Here is a 16,828-nt window from a genome sequence, read left to right as displayed (position 1 = left end):
AGGCCGGGTAGCTAAAAACTGATATTATTCGTCTTCTTCCAGCACGGTAAACTCAATATTTGAAGAGTTGTACACCCTGTGGGTCTGCTTTTGGAAGTCCTCTTTTTTGGCATAAAAGATATTGTCTACATAAGTCTGCGGGTTACGGTCGATAAGCGGGAACCACGTGCTTTGCACCTGCACCTGTATCTTATGCCCTTTTTTGAAGGTGTGGAACACGTCCTGTAATTTTATATTTACATCAGCTTCCTCATTGGGCACAAAAGGCTCCGGCTTTTCAAAACTGTTCCTGAAACGGCCCCGCATCACCTCACTGCGCACCATCATGTGGTAGTTGCTCATCTTCAGGTAATCCTGGGTTTCTTCATAGTCTTCAGCGTCCGGAGGGAATACATCGATAACCTTTACGATCCAGTCGGCGTCCGTTCCGGTGGTAGAGACCCTGAGTTTGGCCAGGATATCTCCGGCCAGGGTAATATCTTCTTCCAGTACCCCGGTTTCAAAAACGAGCACGTCCGGCCTGCGGGCGGCAAAGCGCTGGTCATCGGTCATATACTTTCTCGGGGTAAATACCATTTTTATGTCTTCGGAATACGGTACCGGTTTTTTAGGGTCACTGATAAATTCCTGATACGAATATTCCATGGTCATTATCTGCGACAAGCTTTGGTTTCGTCCCATGCCGTATACTTCCTTAGCAGTGTTCTCCGGAGGCCAGGTATCGAATTTCCTCCATTCTTTCCTTCCCGTATCAAACATGTAAGCTTCGGGCAGGCCGGAATTTTTATCTCCGCTGCCCTTGAGGAAATGGTGAAAGAACCTGGTTTCTATGTTTTTCTGGAAAAACTCAGAGATATTATCGCCGAAGTATACATTTCCTATGGCCTGACGCCCTTTATTCCGGGCCCAGTCCCCGTGGCTCCAGGGCCCTACAACAATGGTATTGTAGTTATCGCTGCGTTTTTCAATATTCTTGTAGGTTTCGAGCGGTCCGTAGAGGTCCTCGGCATCAAACCACCCTCCGACAACCATTACCGCAGGCTTTATATCCTCCAGGTGTTGAATAATTCCCCTGGACTGCCAGAAATCATCATAATTGGGATGATCTTTTAATTGCTGCCAGAACAGGTTGTCTTCTTTATAATACTTATTGAGATTGGAAAGCGGCCCTGCATCCAGGAAAAACTGGTATTGGTCTTCGGTGCCCAGTTCGGGAAATTTGTACCATGCCTCCGTTGTAGGTTTGTCTTTCATATAGCCGAAAAGTGCCGTGGCCCTCCAGTAGCTCAACAGGTAGGCACCGTTATGATGAAAATCGTCAAAAAAGAAATCCCCGATACAGGCCTGGGGCGAAACGGCTTTTAATGCCGGATGCGCATCCAGCAGGGAATAAGTGGAATAAAAACCGGGATAGGATATCCCCCATACCCCGACTTTTCCGTTGTTGTTGGAAACGTTCTTTACCAGCCAGTCTATGGTATCATAGGTATCGGAGGCCTCATCGACCTGCTTCCTTTTTTTGTTGGGAATATAAGGCCTCATGTTATCGTAAACCCCTTCGCTGTTCCAGCGGCCTCTGACATCCTCATAAACGATAATATACCCTTCTTTCATCATGGTTTCGTTAGGCCCTATTTTGGAACGGTATTGGTCTTCTCCGTAGGGGGCACAACTATAAGGTGTTCTCTGGAGCAATATCGGATATTCCCTGGACTTGTCCTTTGGACTGTAGATCGTAGCGTGAAGCTTAATCCCATCTCTCATGGTAATGGCTACCTCCTGCTTGTCGTAATGTTCCTTTACGTCATATTCCTGGGCAAAACAGGAAATAAAAACAAACATCACCAACAGCAATGCGAAAAATTTCTTCATAATCTGGTGTTTTATTATTGAGTTATTTCGGTTATGGCGTTACTCCCTTAACGGTTACCGGTAGTGCCCGAATAAGCTGTTAATTTCATAACAGAAGTCATTTATCGCGACCTCTTTAAACCGGAAATGTATTATTAAAGAGTAAATATATAACAAAAAAGTACGGCGGCAACCGTACTTTACTTTGTTTTGCAGAAAGAGTGTTCTTATTTAACACTTTCCTTTCCGGCCTTGAGCCAGCTGTAGTATGTTTCCGTATCGGTATACTGTTGCGGTGGTCCTAACAGTTCCATATCCGGGGTCATGATCACATAATAGGGCTGTGAGGCCGTGTGGAAATTGATGGCCTGAAAAGTGGCCCATTTCTCCCCTATGGTCCGGATCTTTTTAATACGCCCCGATTCCAGTTGATAATTGAACTGTTTGTCTTCCGGGAGTTTCTTCCTGTCGTCTATATACAGTGAGATCAATACATAATCATTTTTTAACAGTTCGTACACTTTTGGAACACTCCATACATTCTCTTCCATCTTACGGCAGTTCACACACGCCCACCCGGTAAAATCGAGCAGAACAGGCTTGTTATTGGCCTTCGCATATTCCAGGCCTTCGTCAAAATCCTTGAAGCAGTTCAGGCCCAGCGGACAATCGCTTTCCTGTTGTTTTACACTGTAGAACATGGGCGGCGGAAAACCGCTGAGCAATTTCAGGTTGGCTCCCCATATTCCGGGGATCAGGTAAATGACAAAAGCGGCCACCAGTACACCGGAGGCGATACGGATAAAGCCGAGTTTTTTCAACGGTCCGTCGTGCGGGAATTTTATTTTTCCGAAGAGATAAAGGGCCATAAGTGCAAAGATCACGATCCAGATACCGATAAAGATCTCCCTTTTCAGGATGCCCCAGTGTTGTACAAGATCGGCATTGGACAGGAACTTAAAGGCCAGCGCCAGTTCCAGAAAGCCCAGTACCACTTTTACCGTGGTCATCCATCCGCCGGAACGCGGCAGGGAATTCAGCATATTGGGGAACAGGGCAAACAGGGCAAAGGGCAAAGCCAGGGCAAAACCAAAGCCCGTGATCCCCGCAGTAAGTTGCGTTGCCCCGCCTTCCGCAGTAAGGGAACCTACGAGCAAAGACCCGAGGATGGGCCCCGTACAGGAAAAGGATACAATGGCCAGGGTAAGCGCCATAAAAAAGATACCGATCACCCCGCCGGTCCCTGAAGCCGAATCCATCTTATTCCCCCAGGAACTGGGCAGGGTCAGTTCGTAATACCCGAAGAAGGAAAAGGCAAAGAACACGAAGATCACAAAGAAAGCTATATTTAACCATACATTGGTAGAGATCGTATTGAGTATCTCAGGGTCAATGGAATCGAGGAAGTGGAACGGTATGCTCAGCAGCATATAGATCACCACGATAAACACCCCGTAAAGTATGGCGTTGGAAATCCCTTTCTTACGGTTACCCGACTGTTTGGTAAAGAACGAAACCGTAAGGGGGATCATGGGAAATACACAGGGTGTGAGCAGTGCCAGTAACCCCCCGAGGAAGCCCAGGATAAAAATACTGGTCAGTCCGCCCGATCCGCTTTGTTCCTGTTCCGAGCCTTTCAGCAATTCGGGATTTTGAAGGTCCAGTTTTAGTTTTTTGGACAGCAAGGCACTCTTTTCGTCCACTTCAAGCTGTTGCACTGCCGCTTTACTGCCGTCCAGTGAAAATGCCAGGTCGGCATCGGCAAAAATACAGCTCTTATCGTCACAGGCCTGGTACTCTACCAGTCCCTGAATGGTCTTCAGCTCTTCGTTCAGCAGTTTTATCTTTTGCCTGAACACGGCTTCCCCGTCAAAATAGGAGAGCTCCATGTCGAAAATATTGTCGAACTCCGTATGCGATTCACTTTCCCGGAGCTCTCCCACCAGTTCGTAATCTTCCCCTGCCCCGTCAAAGGTAAAGGAAGTGGGAATGGGCCCACCTTCCGGGATATCGGTCGTATATAAATGCCAGTTTTCTATAATGGATGCGGTAATGACCAGTTGATATTCCGTTTCCGATAATTTTTCCACGGAAGTGTCCCAGGTGATCTGTTGCCCCTGTGCCGAGGCCTTTGGTGAAAACGTTATCAAAAACAGTCCGATCAGGATGGGGAGAATATGTTTCATTTCAGCTATTAGTTTTTACGTGCGGGATTTTAAACATTAGATTCAGCTTCCGGATGTTGCTTCATCACTATATGAAGCGTGTGAACAGTTTCCGGGGTTACCTTGTACCGGTTGTCCAGCCGATGGCCTATAACCCAGACAATGGCATCGCCGGAACACAGCAACCAGGTATTCTGTTTGTCCAGTACCGATATTTTTTCATCTTTAAAGAACTTGCTCAGTTTCTTGCGGTTATTCATTCCCAAAGGGTAAAAATAATCGCCTTTTTGCCATTTTCGTAATTTCAGGGGATAGTTTAACTTATCTTTATCAATTAAGGCAGATGTTTTTGACCCTTCTCCTGCTTTTTTTCCTTCAAAAAATTGTAAATGCAGGGGCGTTGTAATCTCTTCAACATCCGGCCCAATAGTATAACAAGTAGTTTTCTCTTCTTTTAACGGTTCCACAAGAAGATATTCCCTGTCTTTCATCATAATGTATTTGTCGGAGGTTATACGCTTTCCTGACATGGCGGGCAACAGCTTCCGGATCTCATCCACAGGAAAGAAAAAGTCCTTAAACAGGTAATACAGGTAGGATTCCTGCGGATGTAAGCTGTTCAATGTATTTAGATCCACGATCCACCGTTCCCCTTTTTTCTTTATCACATTCTTCCGGACTTCATCCACATGTTTTTTCAGGATGGCTTCACATTCGGCCAGGTGACGCTGTGTCCTGCCGAATTGCTGTAAAAAATCGGACGACAATATTTTTAACTGGGGAACGATATCGTGCCTGATCTTGTTTCGCAGGTACCTGGTATCTATATTGCTGCTGTCTTCCCTCCACGGCCAGTCGTTCTCCCGCAAATAGGAAAAAATCGCTTCCCTGGAAAAGGGCAGCAACGGCCGGATGACCTTTCCGTTTACGGGCGGGATCCCGGAAAGCCCCTCAATTCCCGTACCCCGGGAAAGATTAATGAGAAAGGTTTCGAGATTGTCATCGGCATGATGTGCCGTGAGCAGGTAGTCGAAATTCAGGGTTTCCAGCAATTCGGAAAACCAGTCGTACCGCAATTCGCGTGCGGCTATCTGTATGGAAAGTCCGTGTTCATCGGCATAAGCTTTGGTATCGAAATGCGCTACATAGACCTTTATTCCTAATTGTTCGGAAAATTCCCGTACAAATTTTTCATCCTCATTGCTTTCTTCTTCTCTCAAATGAAAATTACAATGCGCAAGTGCCACATCAAATCCCGCGAGGTGGCAGAGCTGGGTCAAAACCACGCTGTCCATACCCCCGCTGATGGCAACCAGCAGTTTTGCACGCTTTAAAAACGGAAAGTTCCGTGCTATATGTTCTTTGAACTGTTGTAACATCCGGCTAAAATAACGGTTCTTCCTCAAAGCCAAAAATACGGTGTATTGTCAGGTCTATGTTTTTCCATTACAAGTATTACACCAACAACCCAAAAAAGTCCTAAACAACAAGAATAATACACCACAAGGTTTATTCTTCCAGCACTTTTCTCATGGCCCGGGCTTTTACCATGCACTCTTCATATTCCTTTTCGGGCACAGACCCGGCCGTTATGGCTCCTCCGACCGTAAAAGAAATATAATGATTTTCCTCGTTGTACAAGATACTGCGTATAACCACATTAAAATCAAAATCCCCCGAAGGCGTAAAATAGCCCACTGCTCCGCTGTACAGTCCGCGTTTGGTTACTTCCAGTTGTTCAATGATCTTCATGGCCGATATTTTCGGGGCCCCGGTCATGCTCCCCATGGGGAAGGTAGAACGGATAATATCCACAGACGGCGTATTGTCCTCCACTTCGGCCACTACCGTGGAAACAAGCTGATGCACCTGTTCAAAGGTATACACCCCGCATAACTCTTCTACCTGCACACTCCCTTTTTTAGCCTTTACAGACAGGTCGTTACGCACCAGGTCAACGATCATAATGTTTTCCGAACGCTCTTTGGGGGTGTTTTCCAGTTCGTCTTTCAGTTTGCGGTCTTCTTCCGGGCTTTCCGCCCGTCTTGCCGTTCCTTTTATAGGTTGGGAGACCACCCTGTTGCCCGTTCGCTTTAAATACCGTTCCGGAGAGGCCGACAGAAGGTATTTGTCTTCCAGTTTCAGGTAAGCGGCAAAAGGCGGCCGGGAAATGGCATTGAGCCCGGAGAACGCCCGTAAAGGGGAAAACTCCGCATCTTCCGCATAGAACTCCTGGCAGAAATTGGCCTCGTAAATATCGCCCCGGTGAATATGCGCCAATAGCTGCTCCACTTTTTCCAGATAGGCTTCTTTCGGAATTCTCGCTTTAACCGCTCCTTTTTCTACCCGCTTATGTCCGTCCACATTATCCGTTTCTTTAATATTGCAGACAGTTTCAAAATCATCTTTTACTTCATCGTCTACCATAGGCATGTACCGAAACACCGCGGTGTTTCCCCGAATAAAAATGATCTTTTTCGGTTGAAAAAAATACAGGTCGGGGAAATGCAAATGGTCAGGATTGGCAGAGGTCAGCTGCTCCACATCGTTTTTAAGGTCATAAGACAGGTAACCGAATATCCAGTCGGCCGTAGTGGTCTGGTATTCCTTTAAATCGTCAAAAGCACGGTGGTGATCGGTTTTTATAGCGGTCAGGGCATCTACCGCAAGCACGGCATCAAAGGTAGGGTACAAATGTTTGTAATCATTACTGTCCAGCCATATAACCTCCGCATATTGTTGTGCCCATAAAAGTAGTTTTTTTTTAAATCCGTCCCCGTCTTCCAGGGGAAATACAACTTCAGTTCTCTGCATTCCTCGGTTTTAGAAAATAAGAATGTTACAAATTTAACAAATCCTTTACGAAAGAGGAGCTGTCAAAAGGAAAATATTTTGTACTATTGCAATGTGAAAAACAGGTACTGAGGTTATCACTATTCAAATTTATTGTTCACCTCATTATTATTTTACAAAAATGCAAAACAGTCACAACATATTCACTTCCATTCAACTGAGGCTTCCCGTTTCGGTTATACGTACTGTTGTGCGCCGTATCCCCCGTCGCCCGTAAGGGTGTACTTCTGTTTTTGGAGCTTAGGTGAGTCCGGCTCCGTTCTCAAAGAAAATTCTATTTATTTTTTCAACCAAGTCAAAGCAAGATGGACATTGTTATTGCTGACAAGTCGCATATAAAATTCGCTTCCCTTATCTGTGATACGATTGAGGAATCGGCCAAGGTAAGAGGTACGGGGATTGCCAAAAGAACACCGGAATATATTATCTCCAAGATAGAGAGCGGCAATGCGGTCATTGCCGTGGATGGCGATAAATTTGCAGGGTTCTGCTATATCGAGGCCTGGGGGCACGAAAAGTTCGTGGCCAATTCCGGGCTTATCGTGCATCCCGATTACAGGAACATGGGCCTTGCCAAAAAGATCAAGAAAACCACTTTTGAGCACTCCCGGAAAAAATACCCCGATGCCAAGATATTCGGTATCACCACCGGACTGGCCGTAATGAAGATCAATTACGAACTGGGCTACAAACCCGTGACCTTTTCTGAACTGACAGACGACCCGACCTTCTGGAAAGGCTGCCAGACCTGTAAGAACTACGACATCCTGCAACGGACAGAACGAAAGATGTGCCTGTGCACCGGGATGATGTACGATCCCAAAGAAAAGGAGAATGCCGAAGAAAGGCACCCATACAACAGCAAGGTACTGCAACGGTTGAAAAATATAAAACAGGCCCTCTTTCTCAAAAAGAAAAAACCTTCAAAAGACGCCATTATTCCCCTGGAAGAAGGATATATCAGTCTTAAAAAGGTTATGGCCAAATTAAAAGGAAAATAACATAGTCGGGGAGTTGGTTAGTTGGGGAGTTCGGAGTTGAGGAGTTTAAAATCGATAACTCCAAGACTCAGAACTAAAAAACTCCAAAACTCCAAGACTCAGAACTAAAAAACTCCAAAACTAAAAAACTACAACAAAACAATGAAAAAATTAGTTTTAGCTTACAGCGGCGGATTGGACACTTCATACTGTGCAAAATACCTGTCCAAAGAAAAAGGATATGAAATCCATGCCGTAAGTGTAAACACCGGTGGTTTTACGCCCGAAGAGAAAAAGGAGATCGAGGAAAAAGCCCTGAAGCTCGGGGTTACCACCTACAGCAATATCGATGCGGTTGAATCTTTCTATAACAAGGTCGTAAAGTATCTTATTTACGGTAATGTGTTAAAGAACAACACCTATCCGCTTTCCGTAAGTGCCGAACGGATCGTCCAGGCGATAGAAATTATCAACTACGCCAAAAAAATAGGTGCCAAATATATCGCCCACGGCAGTACGGGAGCAGGGAACGACCAGGTACGGTTCGACATGATCTTCCAGATACTGGCCCCGGAAATAGAGATCATTACCCCTATCCGCGACGAACAGCTTTCGCGGCAGGAAGAGATCGATTACCTGAAGAAAAACGGCGTGAACATGTCGTGGGAAAAGGCCAAATACTCCGTCAACCGGGGACTTTGGGGCACCAGTGTAGGCGGTGAGGAAACCCTTACTTCCCATCAATCCCTGCCCGAGGAGGCCTGGCCGAGTCAACTGGAAAATGAGGAACCTCAAAAGTTAAAACTCAGTTTTGTAAAAGGCGAGCTGCTGGCCATAAACGACAAGGAAGACAGCCCTGTAAATAATATTGAACTGCTGAACGATATCGCTTCCAAATATGCTATCGGCAGGGACATACACGTTGGCGATACCATTATCGGTATAAAAGGAAGGGTTGGTTTTGAAGCCGCTGCCCCGCTCATCATCATCAAGGCACACCATACCCTGGAGAAGCACGCGCTCACCAAGTGGCAGCAACACCACAAGGAATACCTCGCCAACTGGTACGGTATGCTCCTCCACGAAGGACAGTACCTGGACGAAGTGATGCGAAATATCGAAGTCTTCCTGGCCGACACGCAAAAGAACGTTTCGGGCAATGTATTCATCACCCTCTACCCCTATCGTTTTGTGGTAGAAGGCATACAATCGCCCCACGACCTGATGAACGCCTCGTTCGGAAGCTACGGCGAAATGAACAAGGGCTGGACGGCAGACGATGCCAAAGGATTTATCAAGATAAATTCCAACCAGAACAAGATCTATTATCACGTGAATAAAATGAGTTAGTGGTTTTTTAGGCTATTCGGTAGAGACGCACGGCCGTGCATCTCAACGTGATGAGACCGTGCATCTCAACGTAATGAGGCCGTGCGTCTTAAACGAGAACTAATAACCTAAACCTCATATCTAAAATCTAAAAAAATGATACAAGCAGGAATCATAGGCGGGGCAGGATACACAGCAGGTGAGTTGATACGATTGCTATTGCACCATCCCGCAGCAGCAATAAATTTCGTTTACAGTACCTCCAATGCCGGGAACCTCATAAGCGACGTCCACCAGGACCTTCTCGGAGAAACAGCGCAGAAGTTTACGAGTCAGATAAACACCGAAGTAGATGTACTGTTCCTCTGCCTCGGGCATGGCAATTCCAAATCTTTTCTCGAAAAGCACAGCTTTTCCGACAAAACAAAGATCATCGATCTCAGCAATGACTTCCGGTTAGCCCCCGATGCGGATTTTAACGGCATGCATTTCGTCTACGGACTGCCCGAACTCAACAAGGCCGAAATCGAAAACGCCCAATACATCGCCAATCCCGGCTGCTTTGCCACTGCCATACAACTGGCATTGCTTCCGTTGGCCCGGAACGGCCTGTTGCAGCAAGATGTACACGTCAATGCCGTCACCGGGGCAACCGGGGCGGGTACATCCCCGGCGCCCACCTCGCATTTTCCGTGGCGGGACAACAACTTTTCGTATTACAAGCCCTTTACCCATCAGCACCTGGGAGAAATAGGGCAAAGCGTTACGCAATTGCAGGGTTCTTTCGATAAGGAAATCCTCTTTATGCCCAACCGGGGAAATTTTTCCAGGGGAATCTTTGCCACGGCCTATACGGAATTTACCGAAGACGTTGAAAAAGCCAAAGAACTGTACAGGGACTTTTACAAGGACGCTGCCTTTACCACAGTGAGCGACAAGGAACTGCATCTGAAACAGGTTGTCAACACCAATAAATGCCTTATCCATTTGCACAAGCACAAAAACAAGCTGTTGATCACCTCCATCATCGACAACCTGACCAAAGGCGCATCCGGACAGGCCATACAAAACATGAACCTGATATTCGGACTGGAGGAAACCCTGGGATTGCAGTTAAAGGCATCGTATTTCTAATACGATGTAGAAACGTACGGCCTCATCACGTTGAGACGCACGGCCGTGCGTCTCTAGTGAAAAACCAAAACCTCAATAAACGACAAACTATAAACGACAAACCATAAACAGCAATTAACGATCAACCGATGAAAATAGCCATTATAGGAGCCGGGAACCTCGGGCTTTCCATAGCCAGGGGGCTTATTATCAATAACGCGGTGACCACGCTTTACCTTACCAAAAGGAATCCGCAGTCCATAAAAAGCTGGGAAGCGTACGGGAACGTCACGGTCACCTCCGACAACCGGCAGGCCGTACAGAATTCCGACATCCTCATCTTTGCCGTACAGCCCCGGCAGTTCGACGGTATTTTGCAGGAGATAAAAGACCTGTTGAACGACAAGCACGTCCTGATTTCCACCATAACCGGGTTTAACATCAAAAAGATCGAAGCTATCGTCGGTGACGACAACTACATCATAAGAAGCATGCCCAACACGGCCATCTCCGTAGGGAAGTCCATGACCTGTGTTTGCAGCAATGAAAAAGGAAAACAGCGGGTGGAACTCGCCAGGGCCATTTTCAACAAACTGGGCACCTCCATAGAGATCCCCGAAGAACAAATGCGTGCGGCCACGGTGATCTGCGCCAGCGGTATCGCCTTCTGGATGCGTCTTGTCCGTGCCACTACCCAGGGAGCCATTCAGCTCGGTTTCGATGCCAAAGAGGCCCGGGAACTCGCCATGCACACCTGTATGGGGGCCGCTACCCTGCTCGTGGAATCCGGTAACCATCCGGAAGAAGAGATCGACAAGGTAACCACTCCCAGGGGATGCACCATAGAAGGCCTCAACGAAATGGAACACAGCGGACTGAGTTCTTCGCTGATCAAGGGCATAGTAGCCTCCTTTAACAAGATCAATCAAATTGCTGATTTGTAAAACATCTAAATTCTCATATCTAACATCTCACATCTAAAATGAAACTATTCGACGTTTACCCACTATATGACATTACCCCGGTACAGGGAAAGGACGTCTTCGTTTACGACGAAAACAACACCGCTTACCTGGACCTTTACGGCGGACACGCAGTGATCTCCATAGGGCATTCCCATCCGAAATATGTATCCGGTATTTCCGGGCAGTTGCAAAAACTCGGGTTTTATTCCAATGCCGTACAAAACCCCTTGCAATCCGAACTGGCGGAAAAGCTCGGCGCCCTTTCCGGATGTGACGATTATCAGTTGTTCCTCTGCAATTCCGGAGCGGAAGCCAATGAAAATGCCTTGAAACTCGCTTCCTTCCAAACCGGGAAAGCACGGGTCATTGCCTTTAAAAATGCCTTCCACGGAAGGACATCCGCCACAGTGGCCGCTACGGACAACAAAAACATCAATGCTCCGCTTAACGAACAGCACCAGGTGACTTTCCTGGAACTGGGCGATACCGCAGCCCTCGAAAGCGAACTGCAAAAAGGCGATGTCTGTGCCGTCATCGTAGAGTTCATACAAGGCGTGGGCGGACTGGACGAAGCCACTGCCGAGTTCTACGAAGAAGCCGATAAATACTGTAAACAGCACGGCAGCATGTTCATCGCCGACGAAATACAATGCGGATACGGCCGTACAGGCGATTTCTTTGCCTTTCAGAAGTATAATGTAAGGCCGGACATTATATCCCTGGCCAAAGGTATGGGCAACGGTTTCCCCGTAGCGGGTATCCTTATCCATCCATCCATAAAAGCCAGACACGGCATGCTGGGCACTACTTTCGGAGGAAACCACCTGGCCTGCGCAGCCGCGATAGCTGTGCTGGATGTATTGAAAGAAGAACAGTTGATGCAAAACGCCAAAGATATCTCCGCCTATTTCATCGAAAAAGCCCGGGCTATCCCCCAGGTTAAACAAATAAAAGGCCGCGGGCTTATGCTCGGAATGGAATTCGATGTTGAGGTCGGCGAACTCCGCAAAAAACTCATCCATGACAAACATATCTTCACCGGCGGAAGCAGCAACAAAAAATTGTTGCGTATCTTACCTCCGCTCACCGTGAAAAAAGAAAATATCGATGCGTTTTTTGAGGCGCTTAAAGCAATTCTCCCCTCGTAAGAGGGAAAAAAAGCTCCCCTCTCGAGAGGGGCCGGGGGTGTGTAACATCCAAAAGCATACAAAAACATGAAAAGAAGAAAAATAATTCCATATAACCCAAAATTAAAAGAACTCGCCCGACAATTGCGCAACAATAGCACCAAAGCCGAGATCATTCTCTGGACAAAACTGAGAAGAAAACAATTATATGGATATGATTTTCATCGACAGAAACCCATTGATAACTATATTCTCGATTTTTTCTGTCACGAACTTATGTTAGGTATAGAAGTGGATGGATATTCACATAGCATCGTGGAAGTCTATAAAAAGGATATACAAAAAGGACAAACAATGAATAAATTAGGAATACATATTCTTCGGTTTACGGATGAACAGGTTCTGAAAGGTACTGAAAATGTGTTGAGGGCCATTGAAGCTTATATCCATGAATATGAAGGACACACCCCCAACCCCTCTCAAGAGGGGAGCTAAGTATTGTTTCCTCAAGAAGAAGCACTTAATAACTCATTAACCCAGTAACTTATTAACTAAACAACAAATGAAGCACTACCTGACAACAGACGACATAGAAAACCTCCCCAAAACCATCGAAGAAGCCATTGCCCTGAAAAAAGATCCGTATGCTTTTGAGCAATTAGGAAAGCGTAAAACCCTCGGTATGTTATTCTTTAATACCAGCCTGCGTACCCGCCTCAGTACACAAAAGGCGGCTATGCAACTCGGCATGCAGGTCATGGTGATGAATTTTTCGGGAGAAGCCTGGTCGCTGGAATTTGAGGACGGTAGTGTGATGAACGGCTCTACGGCCGAACATATCAGGGAAGCCGCTGCGGTAGTATCGCAATACTGCGACATCATCGGCGTAAGGGCCTTCCCTACCCTTACCGACAAACAGAAAGACGAAGAGGAACACGTAATGAAAAGCTTTCAGAAATATGCCTCCGTTCCCATTGTAAATATGGAAAGTGCCACCGCACACCCGCTTCAGGCATTGACCGATGCCATAACTATCACCGAACAGAAAACAAGAGGAAGGCCCAGGGTAGTGCTCTCCTGGGCACCGCATCCCAAGGCATTGCCCCATGCCGTGGCCAATTCCTTTACCGGTATGATGCAAAAAATGGATGTAGATTTCGCCATCACCCATCCCGAAGGCTACGAACTGAACCCGGAGGTAACCGGGAACACCCCGATAATCCACAACCAGGACGAAGCCCTGAAAGATGCCGATTTCGTTTACGTAAAGAGCTGGAGTTCATATAAAGATTACGGCAAAGTCCTCCACACCGATCCCAACTGGAAGATCACCGCAGCTAAGATGGCACTGACCGACAACGGTAAGTTTATGCACTGCCTGCCCGTACGGAGAAACGTTATTGTAGATGACGCCGTCCTCGACGGCCCGCAATCCATCGTCATCCCCCAGGCCAACAACCGTACCTTTGCGGCACAGGTAGTTTTGAAACAGATTTTGGAATCCATGTAATCGTGGAAATAAACCATAGAAACAATGAAAATTAATTTTTATGACCATACGGCTCCTCCCTTGTGACGAAGGGAGGTGGTCCCGATCCCGATGGATATCGGGACAATCGGGATCGGAGGGTTAGAAAGCCCAAGCCACAGGAAAAACACAAACGCCCGGGAACAAATCCCAGGGTTCGGGCTTGGTCAACTCCCCGCCCCACTTTGTGGCACAGGTGGTTTTAAAACAGTTTTCGGAATCTATATAATAACAATAATAACGTATAGACGCACGGCAGTGCGTCTCAAACCAGATCGGAGGCTCAACAGCCTTAATCAAAAAACACAAAAATGAAACCCAAACTATCCGTAGTCAAAATAGGCGGTAATATTATCGAGAACGAATCCGCATTAAGCGATTTCCTCCGGGACTTTGCTGCAATGGACGGCTATAAGATCCTGGTCCACGGCGGAGGGCGAACGGCCACCCGTATTGCCGATAAACTCGGCGTCCCCGCACAAATGGTAGGCGGACGGCGGATCACCACCCGCGAAACCCTCGACGTTATCGTCATGGTCTACGGCGGACTGGCCAATAAGAACATCGTTTCCCGCTTGCAGGGCTTCGATTGTAACGCCATCGGATTATCCGGCGCAGACGGGAACACCATTGTCTCCGACAAAAGGCCTGTAAAAGATATTGATTACGGATTTGCCGGGGATATCAAACAGGTAAACGCCACGGCTATAAAAGTATTGCTCGAAAGCCGGATGACACCTGTATTCTGCGCCATCACTCACAACAAGGAAGGACAGTTGCTCAACACCAATGCCGACACTATAGCCTCCGAAGTGGCCATCGCCATGAGCGAACATTTCGAAACCTCGCTCTACTATTGTTTTGAGAAAAAAGGGGTATTGCGAAGCGTGGAAGACGATAACTCGGTCATAGCACACATCAATACGGAAACCTACGGGCAATTACGCGATCAAAACGTCATAGCAGACGGCATGCTGCCCAAAATGCACAATTGCTTTAACGCCCTGCAACGCCACGTACACAAAGTATATATCGGCCTGCCGGGTATGATCGTAGGAAAAGAAAAACTGTTTACAACGCTAACGTTATAATATAGATTGATCGTAAAGACGCACGGCCGTGCGTCTCAACGTGATGAGGCCGTGCGTCTCAACGTGGTGAGACCGGGCGTCTCAAGCGATATAATCTCCTAAAAAGATATAAAGTAAAATGATAGACCAACTCAAACCATCGGCCATAGGGCTTTTAAAGCAACTGATAAGCACCCCTTCCTTTTCATCCGAAGAGGACAAGACTGCTGCACATATCGAAAACTGGCTGCAATCGCACGGCATCCCTTTTCAGCGAAAGGACAACAACATCTACGCCTTTAACAAACACTTTGAAGAGGGCAAGCCCACACTGTTGCTCAATTCGCATCACGATACCGTAAGGCCGAACACCGGGTACACCAAAGACCCCTTCGATGCGCATGTAGAAGAAGGCAGACTGTACGGATTGGGAAGTAATGACGCCGGAGGATGCCTCGTATCCCTCCTCGCCACTTTCGTTTACTTTTATGACAAACCCAACCCGAACTTCAACCTTATCCTGGTAGCCTCGGCCGAAGAAGAAAGCTCCGGAGGCAAGGGACTGAACAGCATGCTCCCCGTGCTGCCTCATATCGACGTAGCCATCGTAGGCGAACCTACCCTGATGCAACTCGCCATCGCCGAAAAAGGACTGGTAGTATTCGATGCAGTCGTAAAAGGTACTCCAAGCCATGCCGCACACCCTAATGATAACAACTCCATATACAACACCATAAAAGTACTGGAATGGTTCCGGGACTACCGCTTTGAAAAAACATCCGAAGCCCTCGGCGAAGTAAAAATGACCGTCACACAGATCAACGCCGGAAAGCAACACAACGTCGTCCCCGCCGAGACTAACCTCGTCATCGATGTACGTGTCAACGACAAATACACCAACCGGGAGATCGCAGACCTCCTGCAGGCGGAATCGCCCTGTGATGTTATTACTCCCCGCTCGTTAAGGCTTAATTCATCATCCATACCGAAGGAGCATCCATTGGTACAGGCGGGAATCGCATTGGGAAGAGAAACTTACGGTTCACCAACGCTTTCGGATCAGGCCGTATTGACCTGCCCGTCCCTAAAATTAGGACCCGGGGACTCCACACGATCGCATTCGGCAAATGAGTATATTTATGTCCGGGAAATTGAGGAAGGGATTGCGTTGTATATTAAGTTATTGGAGAAAGTGTTGTAGTTTGGGAGTTGATGAGTTGGGGAGTTGATGAGTTGGGGAGTTCGGAGTTGGGGTTTAAAATATGTATACTCCAAGACTCCGGAACTAAAAAACTCCAAGACTAAAAAACATAAAAATGTGTTATTTTTAAGGCTTTAAAAAACACATTAACACAAAACTCGACATTATGAAAAGTAAGTACCACTTTAAGTTTGAAGAGCTCACCATGTACCAAAAAGCCCTGGATTTTGCAGATGATATAAATGAACAGATCAACAAATTTCCTAAATACGAAGTATACCGATTGGCATCCCAGTTTATCCGGGCTGCCGATTCCATCGCAAATAATATTGCCGAAGGATCAGCTGGGTCAACCGCAAGTTTTAATCGCTATTTACAAATTGCGTGGGATAGTGCTAACGAATGTGTCGTTTGCAGTACCAAATCAAAAAGAAGGGGATACATTCCCCTCGAAACCGATGAACAAAACCGGGCGGACATTACGGAGTTATGCAAAATGATAACTTCATATAAGAACTATTTGAAAAAGAAAAAACGAAATTGAATTAGTTGGTGAATTGAGGAGTCCTGGAGTTTTGGAGTTGGTTGATATAAGACTAAAAAACTAAGAACTCCAGGACTCCAAAACTCCAAAACTAACAAACTA

Annotated in this window: 14 protein-coding genes; 10 read left to right on the top strand and 4 right to left on the bottom strand. The window is 46.7% G+C overall.

Annotated elements, in window-relative coordinates; genetic code table 11:
* Positions 1–24: 24 nt before the first annotated feature.
* From LS482_RS16840 to LS482_RS16825, 4 genes are all read right to left on the bottom strand, one after another.
* Positions 25–1,872 (bottom strand): CocE/NonD family hydrolase, encoded by a 1,848-nt coding sequence (locus LS482_RS16840; RefSeq protein ID WP_233028679.1) that lies wholly within the window; start codon positions 1,870–1,872, stop codon positions 25–27.
* Positions 1,873–2,078: 206 nt separating this feature from the next.
* Complete coding sequence (locus LS482_RS16835) at positions 2,079–4,037, bottom strand: protein-disulfide reductase DsbD family protein (protein ID WP_233028678.1); 1,959 nt, start codon at positions 4,035–4,037, stop codon at positions 2,079–2,081.
* Positions 4,038–4,066: 29 nt separating this feature from the next.
* On the bottom strand, positions 4,067–5,428 hold the full coding sequence (tilS, locus tag LS482_RS16830) for a tRNA lysidine(34) synthetase TilS (protein WP_233028677.1): 1,362 nt from the start codon (positions 5,426–5,428) through the stop codon (positions 4,067–4,069).
* A gap of 97 nt (positions 5,429–5,525) precedes the next feature.
* The gene (locus tag LS482_RS16825; protein ID WP_233028676.1) at positions 5,526–6,830 is read right to left on the bottom strand and encodes an anthranilate synthase component I family protein; all 1,305 of its coding nucleotides are present in this window, start codon (positions 6,828–6,830) and stop codon (positions 5,526–5,528) included.
* Positions 6,831–7,174: 344 nt separating this feature from the next.
* On the opposite strand from LS482_RS16825, the gene LS482_RS16820 reads away from it, so the two are divergent.
* The 10 genes from LS482_RS16820 to LS482_RS16775 all read left to right on the top strand — a co-directional run bounded on the left by LS482_RS16820 (position 7,175) and on the right by LS482_RS16775 (position 16,726).
* The gene (locus LS482_RS16820; protein ID WP_233028675.1) at positions 7,175–7,870 is read left to right on the top strand and encodes a GNAT family N-acetyltransferase; all 696 of its coding nucleotides are present in this window, start codon (positions 7,175–7,177) and stop codon (positions 7,868–7,870) included.
* Between the two features lie 141 nt (positions 7,871–8,011).
* Positions 8,012–9,199: an argininosuccinate synthase gene (argG, locus tag LS482_RS16815; RefSeq protein WP_233028674.1), complete on the top strand. Its 1,188-nt coding sequence runs from the start codon at positions 8,012–8,014 to the stop codon at positions 9,197–9,199.
* A gap of 135 nt (positions 9,200–9,334) precedes the next feature.
* Positions 9,335–10,312 carry an N-acetyl-gamma-glutamyl-phosphate reductase gene (gene argC, locus LS482_RS16810; RefSeq protein WP_233028673.1) on the top strand — a complete coding sequence of 326 codons (978 nt, stop codon included), beginning with the start codon at positions 9,335–9,337 and terminating at the stop codon, positions 10,310–10,312.
* A 128-nt stretch (positions 10,313–10,440) separates the two neighbouring features.
* Complete coding sequence (gene proC / locus LS482_RS16805; RefSeq protein ID WP_233028672.1) at positions 10,441–11,235, top strand: pyrroline-5-carboxylate reductase; 795 nt, start codon at positions 10,441–10,443, stop codon at positions 11,233–11,235.
* 38 nt (positions 11,236–11,273) lie between these two features.
* Positions 11,274–12,404 (top strand): aspartate aminotransferase family protein, encoded by a 1,131-nt coding sequence (locus tag LS482_RS16800; RefSeq protein ID WP_233028671.1) that lies wholly within the window; start codon positions 11,274–11,276, stop codon positions 12,402–12,404.
* A gap of 66 nt (positions 12,405–12,470) precedes the next feature.
* Complete coding sequence (locus LS482_RS16795) at positions 12,471–12,878, top strand: endonuclease domain-containing protein (RefSeq protein WP_233028670.1); 408 nt, start codon at positions 12,471–12,473, stop codon at positions 12,876–12,878.
* Positions 12,879–12,945: 67 nt separating this feature from the next.
* Entirely contained in the window at positions 12,946–13,893 is a 948-nt protein-coding gene (locus tag LS482_RS16790; RefSeq protein WP_233028669.1) for an N-acetylornithine carbamoyltransferase, read from the top strand.
* A gap of 329 nt (positions 13,894–14,222) precedes the next feature.
* A complete protein-coding gene (gene argB, locus LS482_RS16785; protein ID WP_233028668.1) occupies positions 14,223–15,002 on the top strand; it encodes an acetylglutamate kinase in 780 nt (259 codons plus the stop codon).
* A gap of 118 nt (positions 15,003–15,120) precedes the next feature.
* Positions 15,121–16,182 carry a M20 family metallo-hydrolase gene (locus tag LS482_RS16780; protein WP_233028667.1) on the top strand — a complete coding sequence of 354 codons (1,062 nt, stop codon included), beginning with the start codon at positions 15,121–15,123 and terminating at the stop codon, positions 16,180–16,182.
* 166 nt (positions 16,183–16,348) lie between these two features.
* The gene (locus tag LS482_RS16775) at positions 16,349–16,726 is read left to right on the top strand and encodes a four helix bundle protein (protein WP_233028666.1); all 378 of its coding nucleotides are present in this window, start codon (positions 16,349–16,351) and stop codon (positions 16,724–16,726) included.
* Positions 16,727–16,828 lie beyond the last annotated feature (102 nt).

It is taken from the genome of Sinomicrobium kalidii (assembly GCF_021183825.1).
GTDB classification, from domain to species: Bacteria; Bacteroidota; Bacteroidia; order Flavobacteriales; family Flavobacteriaceae; genus Sinomicrobium; species Sinomicrobium kalidii.
This window is presented reverse-complemented; position numbering and strand designations above follow the sequence as displayed.